This window comes from Rhodoplanes tepidamans, assembly GCF_030813915.1.
In the GTDB taxonomy this organism is placed as follows: Bacteria; Pseudomonadota; Alphaproteobacteria; order Rhizobiales; family Xanthobacteraceae; genus Rhodoplanes; species Rhodoplanes tepidamans.
Genome location: NZ_JAUSUJ010000049.1, coordinates 1 through 17,821, shown reverse-complemented (window position 1 = coordinate 17,821; position 17,821 = coordinate 1). Strand labels below are relative to the sequence as shown.

General features: G+C 71.4%; 19 protein-coding genes, 1 pseudogene and 1 riboswitch. Of the genes and pseudogenes, 18 read left to right on the top strand and 2 right to left on the bottom strand.

Features of this window, described 5'->3' with window-relative positions; all coding sequences use genetic code 11:
• Positions 1-334 precede the first annotated feature (334 nt).
• The 10 genes from J2S22_RS30620 (at position 335) to J2S22_RS30575 (ending at position 8,155) form a co-directional block, all read left to right on the top strand.
• Complete coding sequence (locus J2S22_RS30620) at positions 335-682, top strand: hypothetical protein (RefSeq protein WP_272780648.1); 348 nt, start codon at positions 335-337, stop codon at positions 680-682.
• Positions 683-767: 85 nt separating this feature from the next.
• Positions 768-1,664 carry a 3-deoxy-8-phosphooctulonate synthase gene (gene kdsA, locus J2S22_RS30615; protein ID WP_272780649.1) on the top strand — a complete coding sequence of 299 codons (897 nt, stop codon included), beginning with the start codon at positions 768-770 and terminating at the stop codon, positions 1,662-1,664.
• Positions 1,665-1,730: 66 nt separating this feature from the next.
• The gene (locus tag J2S22_RS30610) at positions 1,731-2,135 is read left to right on the top strand and encodes a DUF350 domain-containing protein (RefSeq protein ID WP_272780664.1); all 405 of its coding nucleotides are present in this window, start codon (positions 1,731-1,733) and stop codon (positions 2,133-2,135) included.
• A gap of 13 nt (positions 2,136-2,148) precedes the next feature.
• Complete coding sequence (locus J2S22_RS30605; RefSeq protein WP_272780650.1) at positions 2,149-2,520, top strand: hypothetical protein; 372 nt, start codon at positions 2,149-2,151, stop codon at positions 2,518-2,520.
• A gap of 1 nt (position 2,521) precedes the next feature.
• A complete protein-coding gene (locus tag J2S22_RS30600; protein WP_272780651.1) occupies positions 2,522-3,727 on the top strand; it encodes a glutathionylspermidine synthase family protein in 1,206 nt (401 codons plus the stop codon).
• Between the two features lie 98 nt (positions 3,728-3,825).
• On the top strand, positions 3,826-5,097 hold the full coding sequence (locus tag J2S22_RS30595; protein WP_272780652.1) for an MFS transporter: 1,272 nt from the start codon (positions 3,826-3,828) through the stop codon (positions 5,095-5,097).
• A gap of 56 nt (positions 5,098-5,153) precedes the next feature.
• Positions 5,154-5,250: riboswitch (TPP riboswitch) on the top strand.
• On the top strand, positions 5,241-6,446 hold the full coding sequence (gene thiO, locus J2S22_RS30590; protein WP_272780653.1) for a glycine oxidase ThiO: 1,206 nt from the start codon (positions 5,241-5,243) through the stop codon (positions 6,444-6,446). Its footprint overlaps the riboswitch before it by 10 nt.
• 23 nt (positions 6,447-6,469) lie before the next feature.
• Positions 6,470-6,709 (top strand): sulfur carrier protein ThiS, encoded by a 240-nt coding sequence (gene thiS, locus J2S22_RS30585; protein ID WP_272780654.1) that lies wholly within the window; start codon positions 6,470-6,472, stop codon positions 6,707-6,709.
• A gap of 1 nt (position 6,710) precedes the next feature.
• Positions 6,711-7,499, top strand: coding sequence for a thiazole synthase (locus J2S22_RS30580; RefSeq protein ID WP_272780655.1), 789 nt, complete (start codon positions 6,711-6,713; stop codon positions 7,497-7,499).
• Positions 7,496-8,155 (top strand): thiamine phosphate synthase, encoded by a 660-nt coding sequence (locus J2S22_RS30575; protein WP_272780656.1) that lies wholly within the window; start codon positions 7,496-7,498, stop codon positions 8,153-8,155. Before J2S22_RS30580 ends, J2S22_RS30575 begins: the two co-directional genes overlap by 4 nt.
• On the opposite strand, the gene queF is transcribed toward J2S22_RS30575, so the two are convergent.
• Positions 8,137-8,607, bottom strand: a complete 471-nt coding sequence (gene queF / locus J2S22_RS30570) for a preQ(1) synthase (protein ID WP_272780657.1) — start codon at positions 8,605-8,607, stop codon at positions 8,137-8,139. The two genes, J2S22_RS30575 and queF, sit on opposite strands and share 19 nt — an antisense overlap.
• Positions 8,608-8,727: 120 nt before the next feature.
• Between queF and eno the strand changes: the two genes are divergently transcribed.
• The 8 genes and pseudogenes from eno (at position 8,728) to J2S22_RS30530 (ending at position 16,978) form a co-directional block, all read left to right on the top strand.
• A complete protein-coding gene (eno, locus tag J2S22_RS30565; RefSeq protein WP_272780658.1) occupies positions 8,728-10,011 on the top strand; it encodes a phosphopyruvate hydratase in 1,284 nt (427 codons plus the stop codon).
• 117 nt (positions 10,012-10,128) lie between these two features.
• Positions 10,129-10,446, top strand: coding sequence for an FtsB family cell division protein (locus tag J2S22_RS30560; RefSeq protein ID WP_272780659.1), 318 nt, complete (start codon positions 10,129-10,131; stop codon positions 10,444-10,446).
• Positions 10,447-10,704: 258 nt separating this feature from the next.
• Positions 10,705-11,649: pseudogene (gene pdhA / locus J2S22_RS30555) on the top strand (pyruvate dehydrogenase (acetyl-transferring) E1 component subunit alpha); the annotation flags it as partial.
• 36 nt (positions 11,650-11,685) lie between these two features.
• Positions 11,686-13,092 carry a pyruvate dehydrogenase complex E1 component subunit beta gene (locus J2S22_RS30550; RefSeq protein ID WP_272780661.1) on the top strand — a complete coding sequence of 469 codons (1,407 nt, stop codon included), beginning with the start codon at positions 11,686-11,688 and terminating at the stop codon, positions 13,090-13,092.
• Between the two features lie 4 nt (positions 13,093-13,096).
• Positions 13,097-13,567, top strand: a complete 471-nt coding sequence (locus tag J2S22_RS30545) for a DUF5076 domain-containing protein (RefSeq protein WP_272780662.1) — start codon at positions 13,097-13,099, stop codon at positions 13,565-13,567.
• Positions 13,568-13,667: 100 nt separating this feature from the next.
• On the top strand, positions 13,668-15,068 hold the full coding sequence (locus J2S22_RS30540) for a pyruvate dehydrogenase complex dihydrolipoamide acetyltransferase (protein WP_272780663.1): 1,401 nt from the start codon (positions 13,668-13,670) through the stop codon (positions 15,066-15,068).
• A 215-nt stretch (positions 15,069-15,283) separates the two neighbouring features.
• On the top strand, positions 15,284-16,705 hold the full coding sequence (gene lpdA, locus J2S22_RS30535) for a dihydrolipoyl dehydrogenase (RefSeq protein ID WP_307155918.1): 1,422 nt from the start codon (positions 15,284-15,286) through the stop codon (positions 16,703-16,705).
• A gap of 57 nt (positions 16,706-16,762) precedes the next feature.
• The gene (locus tag J2S22_RS30530; protein ID WP_272780883.1) at positions 16,763-16,978 is read left to right on the top strand and encodes a dodecin; all 216 of its coding nucleotides are present in this window, start codon (positions 16,763-16,765) and stop codon (positions 16,976-16,978) included.
• Here the strand turns inward: J2S22_RS30530 and J2S22_RS30525 are convergent.
• Positions 16,956-17,534, bottom strand: coding sequence for a CinA family protein (locus J2S22_RS30525; protein WP_272780882.1), 579 nt, complete (start codon positions 17,532-17,534; stop codon positions 16,956-16,958). The two genes, J2S22_RS30530 and J2S22_RS30525, sit on opposite strands and share 23 nt — an antisense overlap.
• Positions 17,535-17,821: the final 287 nt, after the last annotated feature.

Here is a 17,821-nt window from a genome sequence, read left to right as displayed (position 1 = left end):
CGCCGGGAGGCGGGCGCATCGACGCTTCGATGCGCGCCGCGCTTCCACGGGCGCGGCTCGGTGTGGCGCCTCCCGGCGCTCCGCCTCCCTCGGCCGTTCGAACGGGCCGGGGCACGGGTCATGGGCACACCCCGGGCGCCGAACCGCGCCGCGGGAGCAGGGGAGGCTTTGCGTGGACGGCGGACTCGCAGGACTCGAAGCCCGCATGGAGCCCGCAGGGCGGACTGCGGGAGGGCAGACGACGCGCCCGCCCAGCAGTCCGCCGCGTCCCGCGCGGGCGACGGCGGAAGCTCCGACGCGGGCCGCCCTGGTCCTCCCCGACGCGCCGGGCGAGGTGCCGCCGGCACCGGGCTGGACGGCGGCCGAGACGGCGCGGTTCAACACGGCGATCGGCAATCCGGCGCGCTGCCACCGAAAGTCCTGCCGGCGCGCCGGGCGCTGCCTGGGCAACCCGCTGCGCTGCCTCGCGCTGCGCTGGCGCGGGCGCTGCGACGCGGCGCGGCTGTGGATCCGCTGCGCCGTGGCGGCGCGCGAGGCCGGCCGCACCGCGCGGGCGGCGGCCGAGGCGGCGGACCGGGCGCTGCTCGCCTGGACCAAGCGCCAGGCCGGGCTGCCCGAGACGCCGGCGCCGTGGCGCGGACCGCACGCCGCCCCGCCGCCCGTCGATCCGGCGAGCCGTTGACCCGGCGAGGCGGCGCCGCCATGGTCCCGGCCCGTTCCCTCCGAACGCCCGTCCGAACCGACCCCCGAGACGAGACCACCGTCCGATGACCTCCTCCGAGACCGCCCGCTCCACCGTGACGCCGCCTCCCGAATCCATCGTCGCGGTCGGCCGCGGGGCGGGCACCGTGCGGTTCGGCAACGCCCTGCCGCTCGCCCTGATCGCCGGCCCCTGCCAGATGGAGAGCCGCGCCCACGCGCTGGAGACCGCCGCGGCCGTCAAGGAGATCGCCGACCGGGTCGGCATCGGCCTCGTGTTCAAGACCTCGTTCGACAAGGCCAACCGCACCAGCCTCAAGGGGGCCCGCGGCGTCGGGCTCGCCGCGGCCCTGCCGGTGTTCGCCGAGATCCGCGAGACGTTCGGCCTGCCGGTGCTCACCGACGTGCACGAGGCGGGCCAGTGCGCGCCGGTCGCCGAGGTGGTCGACATCCTGCAGATCCCGGCCTTCCTGTGCCGGCAGACCGACCTGCTGATCGCCGCGGCGAAGACCGGCCGCGTCGTCAACGTCAAGAAGGGCCAGTTCCTCGCCCCGTGGGACATGGCCAACGTGGTCGCCAAGGTGACCGGTGCCGGCAACCCGTCCGTGCTGGTGACCGAGCGCGGCGCCTCGTTCGGCTACAACACGCTGGTCTCCGACATGCGGGCGCTGCCGATCCTGGCCCGCACCGGGGCGCCGGTGATCTTCGACGCCACCCATTCGGTGCAGCAGCCGGGCGGGCAGGGCACCGCCTCGGGCGGCGACCGCGCCTTCGTGCCCGTGCTGGCCCGCGCCGCCGTGGCGGTCGGGGTGGCGGGCGTATTCATCGAGACCCACGCGGACCCCGACCGGGCGCCCTCCGACGGCCCCAACATGGTGCCGCTCGCCGACCTCGAGGCGCTGCTGCGCACCCTGGTCGCCTTCGACCGGCTGGCCAAGGCCGCCCTCGCCGGACCGGACCAATGAGAACGGGTGATTGAACCGGCCGGCGCGGCGCCGCAACTTCATCAGGACGAGACACGGGGGGACGTGATGCTGCTGCAGTCGCTCGCCGGGCTTCCGGCCTTTCTCGCCTATCTGTGCACGGCCCTGATCGCGTCGGTCCTCTATCTGCTGATCTACACGCGCGTCACCCATCACGACGAGTTCGCGCTGATCGCGAAGAACGTGCCGGGCGCCGCGGTGTCGCTCGGCCTCGCGCTGCTCGGCTTCGCCCTACCGGTGGCGAGCGCCATCGCCCACGCCGCCTCGATCCTCGACTGCGCCGTCTGGAGCCTGATCGCGCTCGCCGTGCAGATCGGCGTCTATTTCCTGGTGAGGATCCCGGTGCCGGATCTGTCGGGCCGCATCGCCGCCGGCGAGCTCGCCCCGGCGATCTGGCTCGGCCTCGCCTCGCTCGCCGCCGGCGCGCTCAACGCCGCCTCGATGTCCTACTAGGCCGGGTCGCGCCATGAAGCGATCGAGCCAGGTCGGGCTGGTGCTGATGTCGGCGCTCGGCGTCGGCGGCACCGCCTACATGCTGATGCCGGGGCGGGACTGCCGGCCGCCCGAGCCGGGCGGCCTGCACGCGCCGCTGACGCCCGGCGCCGCGCCGGCCGAGCAGCAGGGCTGCGCGCCGCGCGGCTCCTCCGGCTCGTCGGGCTCGAGCTGGCGCAGCGGCTCGTCCTGGTGGCACCGCGGGTCGTCGTCGAGCCAGGCCCAGCCGGTGGTCGCCAGGGCGGCGAGCGGCACGGCGTCGTCCGCTTCCTCCTCGTCCGGGATCGGCGCGACCCTGCGCAGCGGCTTCGGCTCGTTCGCCCGCGCCATGTCGTCGGGAGGCTGAGATGCGGCGCATCGCCTGTCCGGAGCGCGACGACTGGAAGGCGACGGCGGAGCGCGTCGGCTTCGACTTCCACACCATCGGCGGCGCCCCGTACTGGGACGAGACCGCCTATTACGGCTTCACGCTGGAGCAGATCGAGCGCGACATCGAGGCGCCGACGCTCGAGATCGATCGCCTGTGTCGCGAGCTGGTCGCCCGCGCCGTCGACGACGAGCGCATCCTGCGGCTCCTGCAGATCCCGGAGGCCTACTGGACCTACATCGCGGCGAGCTGGAAGCGCGGCGATCCCTCGCTCTACGGCCGGCTCGACCTCTGCTACGACGGGCAGGGGCCGGCCAAGCTCCTCGAATACAACGCCGACACGCCGACGGCGCTGTACGAGACCGGGGTGTTCCAGTGGCTGTGGCTGGAGGAGGCGATCGCCCGCAAGATCGTCCCGGCCGGCAGCGACCAGTTCAACTCCGTGCACGAGAAGCTGATCGCCGGCTGGCGCGAGGTCGCCGCCGCGATTTCGCGCGGAGCCGCGACGGGGCAGGGGCACGGGGAGCCGGTGCGCGGCGTCCATCTCGCCGGGGCGCTGGAGAGCACCGAGGATCTCGGCACGCTCGCCTATCTCGAGGACACGGCCCGCCAGGCCGGCCTCGACACCACGATGATCGCCATGGACCGGATCGGCCGCCGGCCGAACGGCGACTTCGTCGACGAGCAGGACCGGCCGATCGCGCTCGCCTTCAAGCTCTATCCATGGGAGTGGATGTTTCGCGAGGCGTTCGGGCGCTCCCTGCCGGGCGCCTCGACGCGGTGGATCGAGCCGCCCTGGAAGGCGATCCTCTCCTCCAAGGGCATCCTGCCGCTCTTGTGGTCGATGTTCCCGCGCCATCCGAACCTGCTGCCGGCCTGGTTCGAGGACGATCCCGAGTCCGCGCAGCTCGGCGAATCCTACGCGCGAAAGCCGCTCTACTCGCGCGAGGGCGCCAATGTCGCCCTGGTGGTCGGCGGCGAGGTGATGGATTCCGACAGCGGGCCGTACGGGGCCGAGGGCTTCGTGCGCCAGGCGGTGGCGACGCTGCCGCGCTTCGACGGCGGCTACCCGGTGCTCGGCTCCTGGATCGTGAACGGCGAGGCCTGCGGCCTGTCGGTGCGCGAGGACGCCTCGCCGATCACCAAGAACACGTCGCGGTTCCTGCCGCATGCGATCCTGCCGTGAAATTCCGGCACACGACCGCCGGGTCGATGAAACGCGGGAACAGGTGACCGGCGCGGCCGGACCTTGTCGCGGCGCCGCGCTCCTGTACAACTCCGCGGATGAGTGCCCCGCGCGACGCCGGCAGTTCCGGCGAGGTCCCCGCGTCAGCCCCGACCCCGCCCGCCGCCGGCGACGATCCGCCGGGCACCGGGCGCGTGCTCGCGGTCGTCGCGCTGTCGCTGTTCTCCACCAGCCTGTTCATGCGCGCCATCGACCCGGTGATCCCGCAGATCGCCGCCGGCTTCCAGATGGACGTGCGCACCGTGGCGCTGCTGTCCACCGCCTACGCGCTCCCCTATGCGCTCGCCCAGCCGGTGCTGGGCAGCCTCGGCGACACCGTCGGCAAGGTGCGGATCCTCAAGATCTGCCTGGCGCTCAGCATCATGGCCGGGTTTCTCGGGGCCGTGGCGCCGGACTTTTCCGTGCTGTTCGGCTCGCGCGTGCTGGTCGGCATGGTGTCGGGCGGCATCTTCCCGATCGCGCTCGCCATCGGCGGCGATCTCGTGCCGGTGCACAAGCGCCAGATCGCCTTCAGCCGGCTGCTCGCCGCCGCCATGCTGGGCAACGTGCTGGGCTCGCCGCTCGCCGGCGTGATCGCCGACACGGTCGGCTGGCGCGGCGTGTTCGCCCTGGTGGCGAGCTTCGCCGTGGTGGCGCTGGTCGCCGTGCAGATCGGCTTCCGCGGGCTCGTCACCGACGTGCGGACGCGGTTCTCGCTCGCCACCGTCGCGGCCGGCTACCGCACGGTGTTCCGGAACCCGCTCGCCAAGATCTGCTTCTCCGCCGTGTTCCTGGAAGGCGCCTTCCTGCACGGCCTGTTCCCGTTCGTCGCGGCCCTGCTGGCGGCGCGCGGCGAGGAGCGCGCGGCGATCGCCGGCGTGGTGATCGCCGGCTTCGCGATCGGCGGGTTCCTGTATTCGGGGCTGATCTCGTGGCTGCTGCGCTGGTTCGGCGAAGGCGGCCTGATGCGCGGCGGCGGCGCCCTGATGGGGCTCGGCGTCGCCGCGGTGACGCTCGGCCACGCCTGGCCGTTCGAGTTCATGATCTTCGTGGTGATCGGGCTCGGCTTCTACTCGCTGCACGGCGTCATCCAGATCTACGTCACCGAGCTCGCGCCGACGGCGCGCGGCACCGCGGTGGCGCTGCACGGCTGCTCGTTCTTCCTCGGCCAGGCGGTCGGGCCGGTGCTCTATCGCGGCGGCTTCGACCATCTCGGCGTCGCCGCCACCAGCGCGACCGCCGGCGTGGTGCTGCTCGCCACCGGCCTCGTCTGCGCCGCCTGGCTGCGGCGGCCGGCGCGACCGGAGCCGCGCACCGGCAGGACCGGCTGACCCGGCCCGCAACCGCGCGGCGCTTGCGGGCGCCGCCCGGATCGGTCATCATCTTCCTCAACGGCCTGGGGTGCCGCGCCCGTGCGCGGCTGAGATCACACCCACTGAACCTGTCTGGGTCATGCCAGCGAAGGGAGCCGCCGATGGCAGCTGAATCACATCCGTATTCCGAATCCACGCAGTCCGAATCCGCGTCCGCGCGTCCCGCGCCGGACCGGGCGCCCGACGTCGTCGTCATCGGGGCCGGGGTCTGCGGGCTGGGCATCGCCTGGCGGCTCCGGCAGCGCGGCCTCGCCGTCACGATGCTCGACAAGGGCGCGGTCGGCGCCGCGGCGAGCTGGGTCGCCGGCGGCATGCTGGCCGCCTGCGCCGAGGCCGAGCCGGGCGAGGAGGAGCTGGTCCGTCTCGGCCGCCACGCCCAGGCGATGTGGCCGGCCTTCGCGGCCGAGCTGGAGGCGGCGACCGGCGTCGCGGTCGGCCTGCGCAGCGAGGGCACCCTGGTGGTCGCCCCGACCGCCGACGAGCGGGCCCGCCTGCTGCACCATCACGCGTTCCAGAAGAGCCTCGGCCTCACCCTCGACTGGCTGCCGCCGTCGGAGGTGCGCCGGCGCGAGCCGCACCTCGCCGCCAGCCTCGCCGGCGCGATGTTCAGCCCGGAGGACCATCAGGTCGAGACGCGGTCGCTGGTGACGGCGCTCGCCCGCGTCGCCGCCGCGGTCGGCGTCGACCTGCGGCCGCACACCGCGGTGGCCCGCATCGTCGTCGACAACGGCCGGGCCACCGGGGTGGAGCTCGCCGACGGCAGCCGGATCGCCGCCGGCACCGTGGTGCTCGCCGCCGGCGCGTGGTCGCGCGGCATCGAGGGCCTGCCCCCCGCCGCCCGCCCGCCGGTGCGGCCGATCAAGGGGCAGGTGATCGCCCTGACGATGGACCCCGCCGCCCCCCTCCTGCGCCATGTCCTGTGGGCGCCGGGCTGCTACCTGGTGCCGCGGAACGACGGCCAGCTGATCCTCGGCGCCACCGTGGAGGAGAAGGGCTTCGACACCGCGATCACGGCCGGCGGCATCTTCTCGTTGCTGGAGGCGGCGTGGCGGGTGCTCCCCGCCATCGAGGAGCTGCCGATCGTCGACACCGTGGTCGGCCATCGCCCGGGGAGCCGCGACGACGCGCCGATCCTCGGCGTCTCCGAGGTGCCGGGGCTCGTCTACGCCACCGGCCACCACCGCAACGGCATCCTGCTCGCGCCGGTGACGGCCGACGCCATCGCCCGGCTGGTGGCCGGCGAGGGGACCGATCCGGCGATCGCGGCGTTCGGCATGGAGCGGTTCGCCGCGAAGGCGGCCGCCTGACCTCGTTCGAGAGGACCCGCGAGATGACCGAATCGACTGCGGCGCGCGTCGCCGTGCCCGAGACCATCACGGTGAACGGCTCCGCCGAGCCGCTCGCCGCCGAAACCATCGCGGCGCTGCTCGCCGCCAGGAACATCGAATCCGGCGCCCGCGGCATCGCGGTCGCCCTCAACGGCCGGGTGGTGCCTCGCACCGCCTGGGACCGGACGACGATCGCCGCCGGCGACGCCGTCGAGATCGTGCGGGCCCGGCCCGGAGGCTGACATGACCACAGACCATAAGACCACGGATCCGCTGGTGATCGCCGGGCGCAGCTTCGCCTCGCGCCTGTTCCTCGGCACCGCCGGCTACCCCAACCGCCAGGTGATGCTCGACGCCATCGCCGCGAGCGGCACCGAGATGGTGACGGCCGCGATCCGCCGCATCAGCCTCGCCGGCGAGGAGGAGAGCCTGGTCGACCTGATCGGCGACCGGGCGCACTTCCTGCCCAACACGGCGGGCTGCCAGACGGCGCGCGACGCGGTGCTCACCGCCGAGCTCGCCCGCGAGGCGCTCGGCACCACCTGGATCAAGCTCGAGGTGATCGGCGACCGCGAGCTCCTCTATCCCGACGTCGAGGAGCTTCTGCGGGCGACCGAGACGCTGGTGGCGGCCGGCTTCACGGTCCTGCCCTACTGCAACGACGACCCGATCACGTGCCGCAAGCTCGCCGACGCCGGGGCGGCGGCCGTGATGCCGCTCGGAGCGCCGATAGGCTCGGGGCTCGGCATCTGCAACCCGCACATGATCGAGACCATCTGCGCCCGCTCGGCCGTGCCGGTGGTGCTCGACGCCGGCATCGGCACGGCGTCGGAGGCGGCGCTCGCCATGGAGCTCGGCTGCGCCGCGGTGCTGCTCAACACCGCGGTGTCGAAGGCCAACGACCCGGTCCGGATGGCGGCCGCCATGCGGGCCGGGGTCGAGGCCGGGCGGCTCGCGTCCCGGGCCGGCCGCATCGCCCGCAAGCGCCACGCCGAGCCGTCGAGCCCGCAGCTCGGCCTGGTCGGGACGTGACCGGCGGCGGCCGGCTTCCCGACCCGCCGCTGCTGCTGGTGACCGACCGGCGGCAGGCGGGCCGGCCACTGACCGACATCCTGGAGGTGGCCTGCGCGGCCGGGCTGCGGTTTGCCAGCATCCGCGAGAAGGATCTGAGCGAACCGGAACAACTCATTCTCGCAAAGGGTCTTCTTCCGATTGCAGAACGGCACGGCGCGACCTTGGTCCTGCACGGGCGCCCGGAGGTCGCACAGGCCGCCGGCCTCGCCGGCGTGCATCTGCCGGCCGGCACCGACCCGCGCCGCGCCCGCGACCTGCTCGGGCCCGCGTCCCTGATCGGGGTCTCGGTGCATGCCCCCGCGGAAGCGGCCCGGCTCGACCCCGACCTGGTCGCCTGGGCGATCGCCGGCCCGGCCTACGCGACCGCCAGCAAGCCGGGCTACGGACCGGCGCTGGGGCCGGCCGGCTTCGCCGCGATCGCTGCGGCATGTCCCGTCCCGGTGCTGGCGATCGGCGGCGTCACGGCCGGCATGATCCCGGACCTCGTCGCCGCCGGGGCGGCCGGGGTCGCCCTGATGGGCGGGGTGATGCGGGCCGACGACCCCGGCCGGGAGGTCGAATCGCTGCTCGCGGCGCTGCGAGCGGCGGTCGCGCGTCAGCCGCGCCCCCGATAGGTCGGCACCCCCTGGTCCGGCACCCACACCCCGGCCGGCAGCTTGCCGGCCTGGAAGAACACGTCGATCGGCATCCCGCCGCGCGGATAGAAGTAGCCGCCGATGCGCAGCCAGCGCGGCTTCAGCACGGACACCAGCCGCTTGCCGATCGCCACCGTGCAGTCCTCGTGGAAGCTGCCGTGGTTGCGGAAGCTGTTGAGATACAGCTTGAGCGATTTCGATTCGACCAGGAAGGCCTTGGGCACGTAGTCGATGACCAGGGTCGCGAAGTCGGGCTGGCCGGTCACGGGGCACAGCGAGGTGAACTCCGGAAACGTGAAGCGCGCCACGTAAGGCGTGTCGGGATGCGGGTTCGGCACCCGGTCGAGGGTCGCGGTCGCGGGGGAGTCGGGCAGGGCGGTCGGCGTCCCGAGCTGGAGCGGGTGGGAGCGGGGGCGGGTGGTGCGCGGCATGTCTTTCTCCGGTCGCCGGCGGCGACCATGGTGGTCGGCATGCGCCGAGGGCGCTTGGCCGGTACGGTCCGGCCTGTTAAGACACCATCACCCCCCAGTGATGCAATGCGGGAGCCCTTGATGACCGCCATCGTGGACATAATCGGCCGCGAGATTCTCGACAGCCGCGGCAACCCGACCGTCGAGGTCGATGTGGTGCTCGACGACGGCTCCAAGGGCCGCGCCGCGGTTCCGTCGGGAGCCTCGACCGGTGCCCACGAGGCCGTCGAGCTGCGCGACGGCGACAAGTCGCGCTATGCCGGCAAGGGCGTCACCAAGGCGGTCGAGGCCGTCAACGGCGAGATCTACGACGCCATCTCGGGCTTCGACGCCGAGGAGCAGGTGCTCATCGACGACACGATGATCAAGCTCGACGGCACGTCCAACAAGGGCCGGCTCGGCGCCAATGCGATCCTCGGCGTCTCTCTCGCAGTCGCGAAGGCGGCGGCGACCGCCAAGGGTCTGCCGCTCTACCGGTATGTCGGCGGCACCTCGGCCCGGGTCCTGCCGGTGCCGATGATGAACATCGTCAACGGCGGCGTGCATGCCGACAATCCGATCGATTTTCAGGAATTCATGATCATGCCGGTCGGCGCGGCGAGCTTCGCCGAGGCCCTGCGCACCGGCGCCGAGATCTTTCATGTGCTCAAGGCCGGCCTCAAGGCCGCCGGCCACAACACCAATGTGGGCGACGAGGGCGGCTTCGCGCCGAACCTGCCGTCGGCCGACGCGGCGCTCGAGTTCGTCGTGAACGCGATCGAAAAGGCCGGCTACAAGGCCGGCCAGGACGTCTATATCGGCCTCGACTGCGCCTCTACCGAGTTCTTCAAGGACGGCGCCTATCACTATGAAGGCGAAGGCAAGAAGCGCTCCCGCGACGAGCAGGTGAAGTATCTCGCCGACCTCGTGGCGCGCTACCCGATCGTGACGATCGAGGACGGCATGGCGGAGGACGACTGGGAGGGCTGGAAGGCGCTCACCGACGCCATCGGGGCGAAGTGCCAGCTCGTCGGCGACGACCTGTTCGTCACCAACGTGACGCGCCTCTCCGAAGGCATCAAGAAGGGGATCGGCAACTCGATCCTCGTGAAGGTGAACCAGATCGGCTCGCTCACCGAGACGCTCGCCGCCGTGGAGATGGCCCACAAGGCCGGCTACACGGCCGTGATGTCGCACCGCTCGGGCGAGACAGAGGACTCGACCATCGCGGATCTGGCCGTCGCGACCAATTGCGGGCAGATCAAGACGGGCTCGCTCGCCCGCTCGGACCGGATCGCCAAGTACAACCAGCTCCTGCGCATCGAGGAGGAGCTCGGCAGCCAGGCGATCTATGCCGGCCGCGCCGCGCTCAAGGCGCTCGCCTGAGCCGAGCAGCACACCGCGACCGAAAAGACACGGAAGCCGGCGCCTTGCGCCGGCTTTCTGCTGCCGGAGTACGGATTAAACCGCATTTTAACGGAACCGGCGCCCTATGGCCTCATCATGGTGTCGCGTCCCCGTATCCGTTCGATCGTCACGGCGCTCTGCTTGTATGTGCTGGCGGCGCTGATGATCGGCTATTTCGGCATCAACGCCTACACGGGGAGTCGCGGCATCAACGCGCGCAAGGATCTGGATGCCCAGATCGCCGAGCTCACAGCCGAGCTCGCAGTTGCGAAGGCCGAGCGCGAGGTCTGGCAGCGCCGGGTGTCGCTCCTGAAGTCCGAGAGCCTGGATCCGGATCTTCTCGACGAGCGGGCACGCGCGCTGCTCAACTATGTGGACCACCGCGACGTGGTCATGATCGTCAAAGCGCGGTGATCCGGCGCAGGCGCGTCCGGGTGGCGCTCCTTGCCGGCTGCAAGCCTAAGCCACATATGAATAATTCTCACAGGTTCCGACGTCCGGACCATCCTTTCGTAGCGCCGGGAATTCGGCTATGGGGGTGATCGTTCGTCGCCAGACCCCGAGGTAACGATGGCTTCCCAGAAAAAAGTCGCCGAAACGCCCGCGCCGGCCGCCACCCGGCCGTCCATCCTGCCGATCGACGCGAGCCCGGTACAGGAGCTCGGCCGCGAGGCGGATCTCAAGGCGTTCCGCGACATGCTGCTGATCCGGCGCTTCGAGGAGAAGTCGGGCCAGCTGTACGGGATGGGGCTGATCGGCGGCTTCTGCCATCTCTACATCGGCCAGGAGGCCGTCGTGGTCGGCATGCAGCTCGCCATGCGGGAGGGCGACCAGGTCATCACCGGCTATCGCGATCACGGCCACATGCTCGCCTGCGGCATGGATCCGCGCGGCGTGATGGCGGAGCTGACCGGCCGGCGGGGCGGCTACTCCAAGGGCAAGGGCGGCTCGATGCACATGTTCAGCCGCGAGAAGCATTTCTACGGCGGGCACGGCATCGTCGGCGCCCAGGTCTCGCTCGGAACCGGCCTCGCCTTCGCAAACAAGTATCGCGCGAACGGCAATGTCTCGCTGACCTATTTCGGCGACGGCGCCGCCAACCAGGGCCAGGTCTACGAGAGCTTCAACATGGCGGCGCTGTGGAAGCTGCCCGTCGTCTACATCATCGAGAACAACCGCTACGCCATGGGCACCTCGGTGCAGCGCGCCTCGGCCCAGGTCGACCTCTCCAAGCGCGGCGCCTCGTTCAACATCCCGGGCGAGCTCGTCGACGGCATGGACGTGCGTGCCGTCAAGGCCGCCGCCGACCGCGTGCTGGAGTACTGCCGCAGCGGGGAGGGGCCCTACATCCTCGAGATGAAGACCTACCGCTACCGCGGCCACTCCATGTCGGATCCGGCCAAGTACCGCACGCGCGAGGAGGTCGAGAAGGTCCGGGTCGAGAGCGATCCGATCGAGCAGTCGCGCGCCCGCATTCTCGCCAACGGCTGGGCCGACGAGGAGGCCCTCAAGAAGATGGATGCCGAGGTGCGCAAGATCGTCAACGAGGCCGCGGAGTTCGCGACCTACGATCCCGAGCCGGACGCGTCCGAGCTCTACACCGACATCCTGCGCTGATCGCGGCGCCTCCCGGACAACGAGGGTCGAACCCCCATGCCAACCCAGGTCCTGATGCCGGCTCTCTCGCCCACCATGGAGAAGGGCAACCTCTCCAAATGGGTCAAGCAGGAGGGCGAGAAGGTCAAAGCCGGCGACGTCATCGCCGAGATCGAGACCGACAAGGCGACCATGGAAGTCGAGGCCGTCGACGAGGGCACACTCGGGAAGATCCTGGTGCCGGCCGGCACCGCCGACGTCGCCGTCAACACGCCGATCGCCGTGATCGTCGCCGACGGCGAGGACGCGAGCGCCGCCGCGACGCCGGCGCAGCAGAACAAGGCCGCCCAGTCGGCGCCCCCGGCCGCGGCCCCTGCGACGGCCGAGACCCCGAAGGCGGCGCCCTCCGCCGTCGCCAACCCGCCCCAGCCTACGGCCCAGCCCGTCCCGGAGTTCGGCGACGATGCCCAAGAGGACGTCGAGCTCGTCACGATGACGGTCCGCGAGGCGCTACGCGACGCCATGGCCGAGGAGATGCGGCGCGATCCGGACATCTTCGTCATGGGCGAGGAGGTCGCCGAGTACCAGGGCGCCTACAAGGTCACCCAGGGCCTGCTGCAGGAGTTCGGCGCGAGCCGTGTCGTCGACACCCCCATCACCGAGCACGGCTTCGCCGGCCTCGGCGTCGGCGCGGCGCTCGCCGGCCTGAAGCCCATCGTCGAGTTCATGACCTTCAACTTCGCCATGCAGGCGATCGACCAGATCATCAACTCCGCCGCCAAGACGCTCTACATGTCGGGCGGCCAGATGGGCTGCTCGATCGTGTTCCGCGGACCGAACGGGCCGGCGGCGCGCGTCGGCGCCCAGCACAGCCAGGACTACTCGGCCTGGTACTCGCACATCCCGGGCCTCAAGGTCGTCGCGCCCTATACGGCGGCCGACGCCAAGGGCCTCCTGAAGTCGGCGATCCGCGATCCGAACCCGGTGATCTTCCTGGAGAACGAGATCCTCTACGGGCAGTCCTTCCAGGTCCCCAAGGTGGACGACTATGTGGTGCCGATCGGCAAGGCGCGCATCGCGCGGCCGGGCACCGACGTCACGCTGGTCGCGTGGTCGATGGGCATGACCTATGCCCTCAAGGCGGCCGAGCAGCTCGCCGAGCAGGGGATCGAGGCCGAGGTGATCGACCTGCGCACGCTGCGTCCGATGGACACCGAGACGATCGTCGCCTCGGTGAAGAAGACCGGCCGCTGCGTCGTCGTCGAGGAGTGCTGGCCGCAATCCGGCGTCGCCTCCGAGATCGCCACCCGCATCATGGAGAACGCGTTCGACTGGCTCGACGCGCCGGTTGCCCGCGTGTCCGGCAAGGACGTGCCGATGCCCTACGCCGCCAATCTCGAGAAGCTCGCGCTGCCGACGGTCGACGAGGTGGTCCAGGCAGCCCGCGCCGTCGCCTATCGGTGACGCCATGGCGCGCTCCACCGACGACGCCATCTACCACGCGCTGCCGATCACCGACGATGCGCTCGCCAACGGCGGCGTGGAGATTCTCCGCGCCGGGCTGATCGACGACGAGCTGTTCGTCACCGCCCGCCACGCCTTCAAGGACCCGGCGACCTGGGGCGAGGTGCTGGCCGACATCACGCGCCGGCTCGCGCAGATCTACTCGCTCGAGACGGACCTGACCGAGGCCGAGGCGCTGGCCGAGATCGAGGAGGCCTACGCGGCCGACCTCGGCGCGAAGGCGATGCCGAAGACGCCGGCCCGCCGCACAGCGGTCCCGAAGAAGGTGGCCCCGAAGACGTCGGCTCCGGCCAAGAAGCCTCCTGCGAGGACGAACGCGGCCCGTCCGGCCGCGGCAAAGCCGAGGGCCGCATCCGCCAAGGCGACCAAGCCGGTCGCCAAGAAGCCGGCACCGCGGCCGCGCGCCAAGCGTTAGCACCGACCCGAGTTCCGGCGGCCGGCGCGCCCGGCCGCCTGTGCCGAAGGCGACTGCGTCACAGGCGCCGACCGCCGCGCCCAACTGGAAGACACCTCCGATGCCCATCAACATCCTGATGCCCGCGCTCTCGCCCACGATGGAGAAGGGCAACCTCGCCAAGTGGCTCAAGAAGGAGGGCGACAAGGTCCGCTCCGGCGACATCATCGCCGAGATCGAGACCGACAAGGCGACGATGGAGTACGAGGCGGTCGACGAGGGCACGATCGCCCGGATCCTGGTGCCGGCCGGCACGGCCGACGTCGCCGTCAACTCGCCGATCGCGGTCCTGGCCGTCGAGGGCGAAGTCGCGGCCGTGATCGCCGACGAAGCCAAGGCGGCGGCGCCGAAGGCGGAGGCTCCGAAGGCGGCCGCGAAGCCCGCCCAAAGCGCCGCGCAGGGGCAGGGCGCTCCGCCGCCGGCGAGCGCACAGGCTTCGGCAGGCGCCGCCGGCACGGTGCCGCGCGTCGGCCTGCACGACATCGCGTCGGGCTCGGCCGCCGGGCAGCAGGACGGCGGCGCCCGCCAGTTCGCCTCGCCGCTCGCCCGCCGGCTCGCCAAGGAGGCCGGCATCGATCTCGGCCGCGTCGAGGGCTCGGGTCCGCACGGCCGCGTCGTCGCCCGCGACGTCGAGGCCGCACGCGGCGGCAAGGGCCTGAAGCCCGCCGCAGGCGGCGCCCCCGCGACGGCTGCGGGCGCAGCCCCGATGCCGGCGCTCGCGCCGTCCGACGAGGCGATCAAGGCGCTCTATCCCGAGGGCTCCTACGAGTTCGTGCCGCACGATCAGATGCGCCGCATCATCGCGCAGCGCCTGCAGGTGGCGAAGCAGACGATCCCGCATTTCTACCTGACCGTCACCTGCACGATCGACGGCCTCTTGGCGGCCCGCGAGGCCGTCAACGCCGCGGCCCCGAAGAACAAGGACGGCAAGCCGGCCTGGAAGCTGTCGGTCAACGACTTCGTCATCAAGGCGCTGGCGATGGGGCTCAAGGCGATCCCGGACGCCAACGTGACGTGGACGGAGGCGGGGCTCCTGAAGCACAAGGCGGCCGACGTGGCGGTCGCCGTGGCGATCCCGGGCGGCCTGATCACCCCGGTGGTGCGCAACGCCGACACCAAGCCGCTCTCGGTGATCTCGGCCGAGATGAAGGATTTCGCCACGCGCGCCAGGGCGCGGCGCTTGAAGCCCGAAGAGTATCAGGGCGGTGCCACCGCGGTGTCGAACCTCGGCATGTACGGCATCGAGGAGTTCGCCGCCGTGATCAATCCGCCGCATGCGACGATCCTGGCGGTCGGCGCCGGCGCCCAGGTGCCGGTGGTGAAGGACGGCAAGATCGAGATCGCCACCCAGATGAAGATCACGCTCTCGACCGATCACCGCGCCGTCGACGGCGCGCTCGGCGCCGAGTTCCTGGGTGCGGTGAAGCGCTTCATCGAGACCCCCGTGATGATGGTGGTGTGATGCCGACGGCAATGCCCTTCGACCTCGTCCGGAGGAGCCCGCGACGCGGGCGTCGCGAGGGACGAGGGCGCCTTCGGCGGCTCCTCGGCATGAGGTCGCGAGCAATGGTCTCGGTGTTAGCGCGCCTGTGATCTGAAACCGAATCTCCCCCGAACGCCCGCCGGTCCCGGCGGGCCGCCTCTCCGCCGGAGAGGATCAGCCGATCAGAGAAGCGAATGTCCGACACCACCTTCGACGTCATCATCATCGGCTCCGGCCCGGGCGGCTACGTCACGGCGATCCGGGCGGCGCAGCTCGGCTTCAGGACGGCGATCGTCGAGAAGTCGCATCTCGGCGGCATCTGCCTGAACTGGGGCTGCATCCCGACCAAGGCGCTGCTGCGCTCGGCCGAGATCTACCACCACATGCAGCACCCCGAGGCCTACGGCCTGAAGGCCGACAATGTGAGCTTCGATCCGGCCGCCGTGGTGAAGCGCTCGCGCGGCGTGTCGAAGCGCCTCGCCGACGGCGTCGGCTTCCTGATGAAGAAGAACAAGGTCTCGGTGATCTGGGGCGCCGCGACCCTCGACGCGCCCGGCAAGATCACGGTGGCCGCCGCGAAGACCGAGGCGCCGAAGGGCGCGCTCGGCCCGGGCAGCTACCAGGCGAAGCACATCATCCTGGCGACCGGCGCGCGGCCGCGCGTGCTGCCGGGCCTGGAGCCGGACGGCAAGCTGGTGTGGACCTATTTCGAGGCGATGGTGCCGGAGACGATGCCGAAGTCGCTGCTGGTCGTCGGCTCGGGCGCGATCGGCATCGAGTTCGCCTCGTTCTACCGCACCATGGGGGCCGAGGTGACGGTGGTCGAGGTGCTGCCGCAGATTCTCCCCGTCGAGGACGCCGAGATCGCCGCCTTCGCGCGAAAGCAGTTCGAGAAGCAGGGCTTCAGGATCCTCACCGGCGCCAAGGTGACCAGGCTCGACAAGCAGGCCGACAGCGTCACGGCGACCATCGACGACGGCAAGGGCGGGACACAGACCCTGACCGTGGACCGCGTGATCTCCGCGGTCGGCGTCGTCGGCAACGTGGAAAATCTCGGGCTGGAGAAGCTCGGCGTGAAGATCGAGCGCGGCATCGTCGTCACCGACGGGCTCGGCAGGACCAACGTGCCGGGCCTCTACGCGATCGGCGACCTCGCCGGCCCGCCGATGCTGGCCCACAAGGCCGAGCACGAGGGCGTCATCTGCATCGAGGCGATCAAGGGCCTGCACCCGCATCCGCTGGACAAGTCCAAGATCCCGGGCTGCACCTACTGCACGCCGCAGATCGCCTCGGTGGGGCTCACCGAGGCCAAGGCGAAGGAGCAGGGGCGCGACATCCGGGTCGGCCGCTTCCCGTTCGCCGGAAACGGCAAGGCGATCGCGCTCGGCGAGGACCAGGGTCTGGTCAAGGTGATCTTCGACAAGGCGACCGGCCAGCTGCTCGGCGCCCACATGGTCGGCGCCGAGGTCACCGAGCTGATCCAGGGCTACGTGGTCGCCATGAACCTGGAGACCACCGAGGAAGAGCTGATGCACACGGTCTTCCCGCACCCGACGCTGTCGGAGATGATGAAGGAAGCCGTGCTCGACGCCTATGGTCGCGTGCTGAACGCCTGACGCCGAGACCCGGCGCGCCGCGCCGGGCCGGCGTCACGGGCAGGGGAGCGAAACCCGATGACGGACCACACCTACAAGCTGGTCGAGCTGGTCGGCTCGTCGCCGATCAGCATCGACGACGCGATCCGGAACGCCATCGCGCGGGCCGGCAAGACGGTGCGGAACATGCGCTGGTTCGAGGTGGTCGGCACTCGTGGCCACATCGAGGACGGCAAGGTGGCGCATTTCCAGGTGACCCTGAAGGTCGGGTTCACGCTGGACGACGCCGGCTGACCGCCAGCTCCGCCACGGCGCCGGTGGCCGCGGCCGCCGGCTCGTCGGCCAGCACCGCGCCGAGCAGATCGAGGGCCGCCACCACGGTCCGGTACCGTATGTGGCCACGCCCGATGTCGCCGAACCGGAAGACCTCGTGCCGGGCCGGCGCACCACGCCGCCCAGCCGCGAGATGCACGAGGCCGACCGGATTGCCGTCCTCGTCGCAGGCCGGACCGGCGACGCCCGTGACGGCGACCGCCACGTCGGCGCAGGAGCGCTCCAGCGCGCCCGCCACCATGGCCCGGGCAACGTCCTCGCAGACCGCCGTACGGCTCTGGAGGAGTTCCGCCGGGACGCCGAGTGCGACCGTCTTCTGCGCCTTGGTGTAGACCGCGAATCCGCCATGGAGCTGCGAGCCGGCCCCGGGAGCCTCGGACAGCACGGCTGCCAGAAGCCCGCCCGTGCATGATTCCGCCGTCACCAGCGTCAGGCCGCGGTCGCGCGACCGATCGACCACGTCGGCTGCCCGGCGGACGAGCGGCTCGTCGATCGGCGTGTATTCGAGCTTGCTCATGTGAAGCGCGGGTCCTGGGATCGCAGCGTGCGGAGTCCAACGGCGGTGACCGGGTCGGAACGCGGCAATCGGCGCTGCCGTTCCATGCCGCCGCGGAGGTCGGGAGACCGGGGCCGTCGTGCGCCGATGCCCTGTGCGGCGACGCCTCGACCAGCCGCATCAGGGCGCCGCGGAGCGGCAACCGAGGTCCAACGTAAGCGTCGTTTTCAGGCCACGGCTTTGAGGGCTTGCGGCGGGGCGTAGGCCCAGGGCAGCAGGTCGTCGATGCGGCTGTTGGGGTGGCCGTC

Bases quoted from the DNA above. Each gene is read 5' to 3' on its own strand.
- kdsA (WP_272780649.1), top strand. From the start codon at position 768: ATGACCTCCTCCGAGACCGCCCGCTCCACCGTGACGCCGCCTCCCGAA.
- J2S22_RS30610 (WP_272780664.1), top strand. From the start codon at position 1,731: ATGCTGCTGCAGTCGCTCGCCGGGCTTCCGGCCTTTCTCGCCTATCTG.
- J2S22_RS30605 (WP_272780650.1), top strand. From the start codon at position 2,149: ATGAAGCGATCGAGCCAGGTCGGGCTGGTGCTGATGTCGGCGCTCGGC.
- J2S22_RS30600 (WP_272780651.1), top strand. From the start codon at position 2,522: ATGCGGCGCATCGCCTGTCCGGAGCGCGACGACTGGAAGGCGACGGCG.
- J2S22_RS30595 (WP_272780652.1), top strand. From the start codon at position 3,826: ATGAGTGCCCCGCGCGACGCCGGCAGTTCCGGCGAGGTCCCCGCGTCA.
- thiO (WP_272780653.1), top strand. From the start codon at position 5,241: ATGGCAGCTGAATCACATCCGTATTCCGAATCCACGCAGTCCGAATCC.
- thiS (WP_272780654.1), top strand. From the start codon at position 6,470: ATGACCGAATCGACTGCGGCGCGCGTCGCCGTGCCCGAGACCATCACG.
- J2S22_RS30580 (WP_272780655.1), top strand. From the start codon at position 6,711: ATGACCACAGACCATAAGACCACGGATCCGCTGGTGATCGCCGGGCGC.
- queF (WP_272780657.1), bottom strand. From the start codon at position 8,607: ATGCCGCGCACCACCCGCCCCCGCTCCCACCCGCTCCAGCTCGGGACG.
- eno (WP_272780658.1), top strand. From the start codon at position 8,728: ATGACCGCCATCGTGGACATAATCGGCCGCGAGATTCTCGACAGCCGC.
- J2S22_RS30560 (WP_272780659.1), top strand. From the start codon at position 10,129: ATGGTGTCGCGTCCCCGTATCCGTTCGATCGTCACGGCGCTCTGCTTG.
- J2S22_RS30550 (WP_272780661.1), top strand. From the start codon at position 11,686: ATGCCAACCCAGGTCCTGATGCCGGCTCTCTCGCCCACCATGGAGAAG.
- J2S22_RS30545 (WP_272780662.1), top strand. From the start codon at position 13,097: ATGGCGCGCTCCACCGACGACGCCATCTACCACGCGCTGCCGATCACC.
- J2S22_RS30540 (WP_272780663.1), top strand. From the start codon at position 13,668: ATGCCCATCAACATCCTGATGCCCGCGCTCTCGCCCACGATGGAGAAG.
- lpdA (WP_307155918.1), top strand. From the start codon at position 15,284: ATGTCCGACACCACCTTCGACGTCATCATCATCGGCTCCGGCCCGGGC.
- J2S22_RS30530 (WP_272780883.1), top strand. From the start codon at position 16,763: ATGACGGACCACACCTACAAGCTGGTCGAGCTGGTCGGCTCGTCGCCG.
- J2S22_RS30525 (WP_272780882.1), bottom strand. From the start codon at position 17,534: ATGAGCAAGCTCGAATACACGCCGATCGACGAGCCGCTCGTCCGCCGG.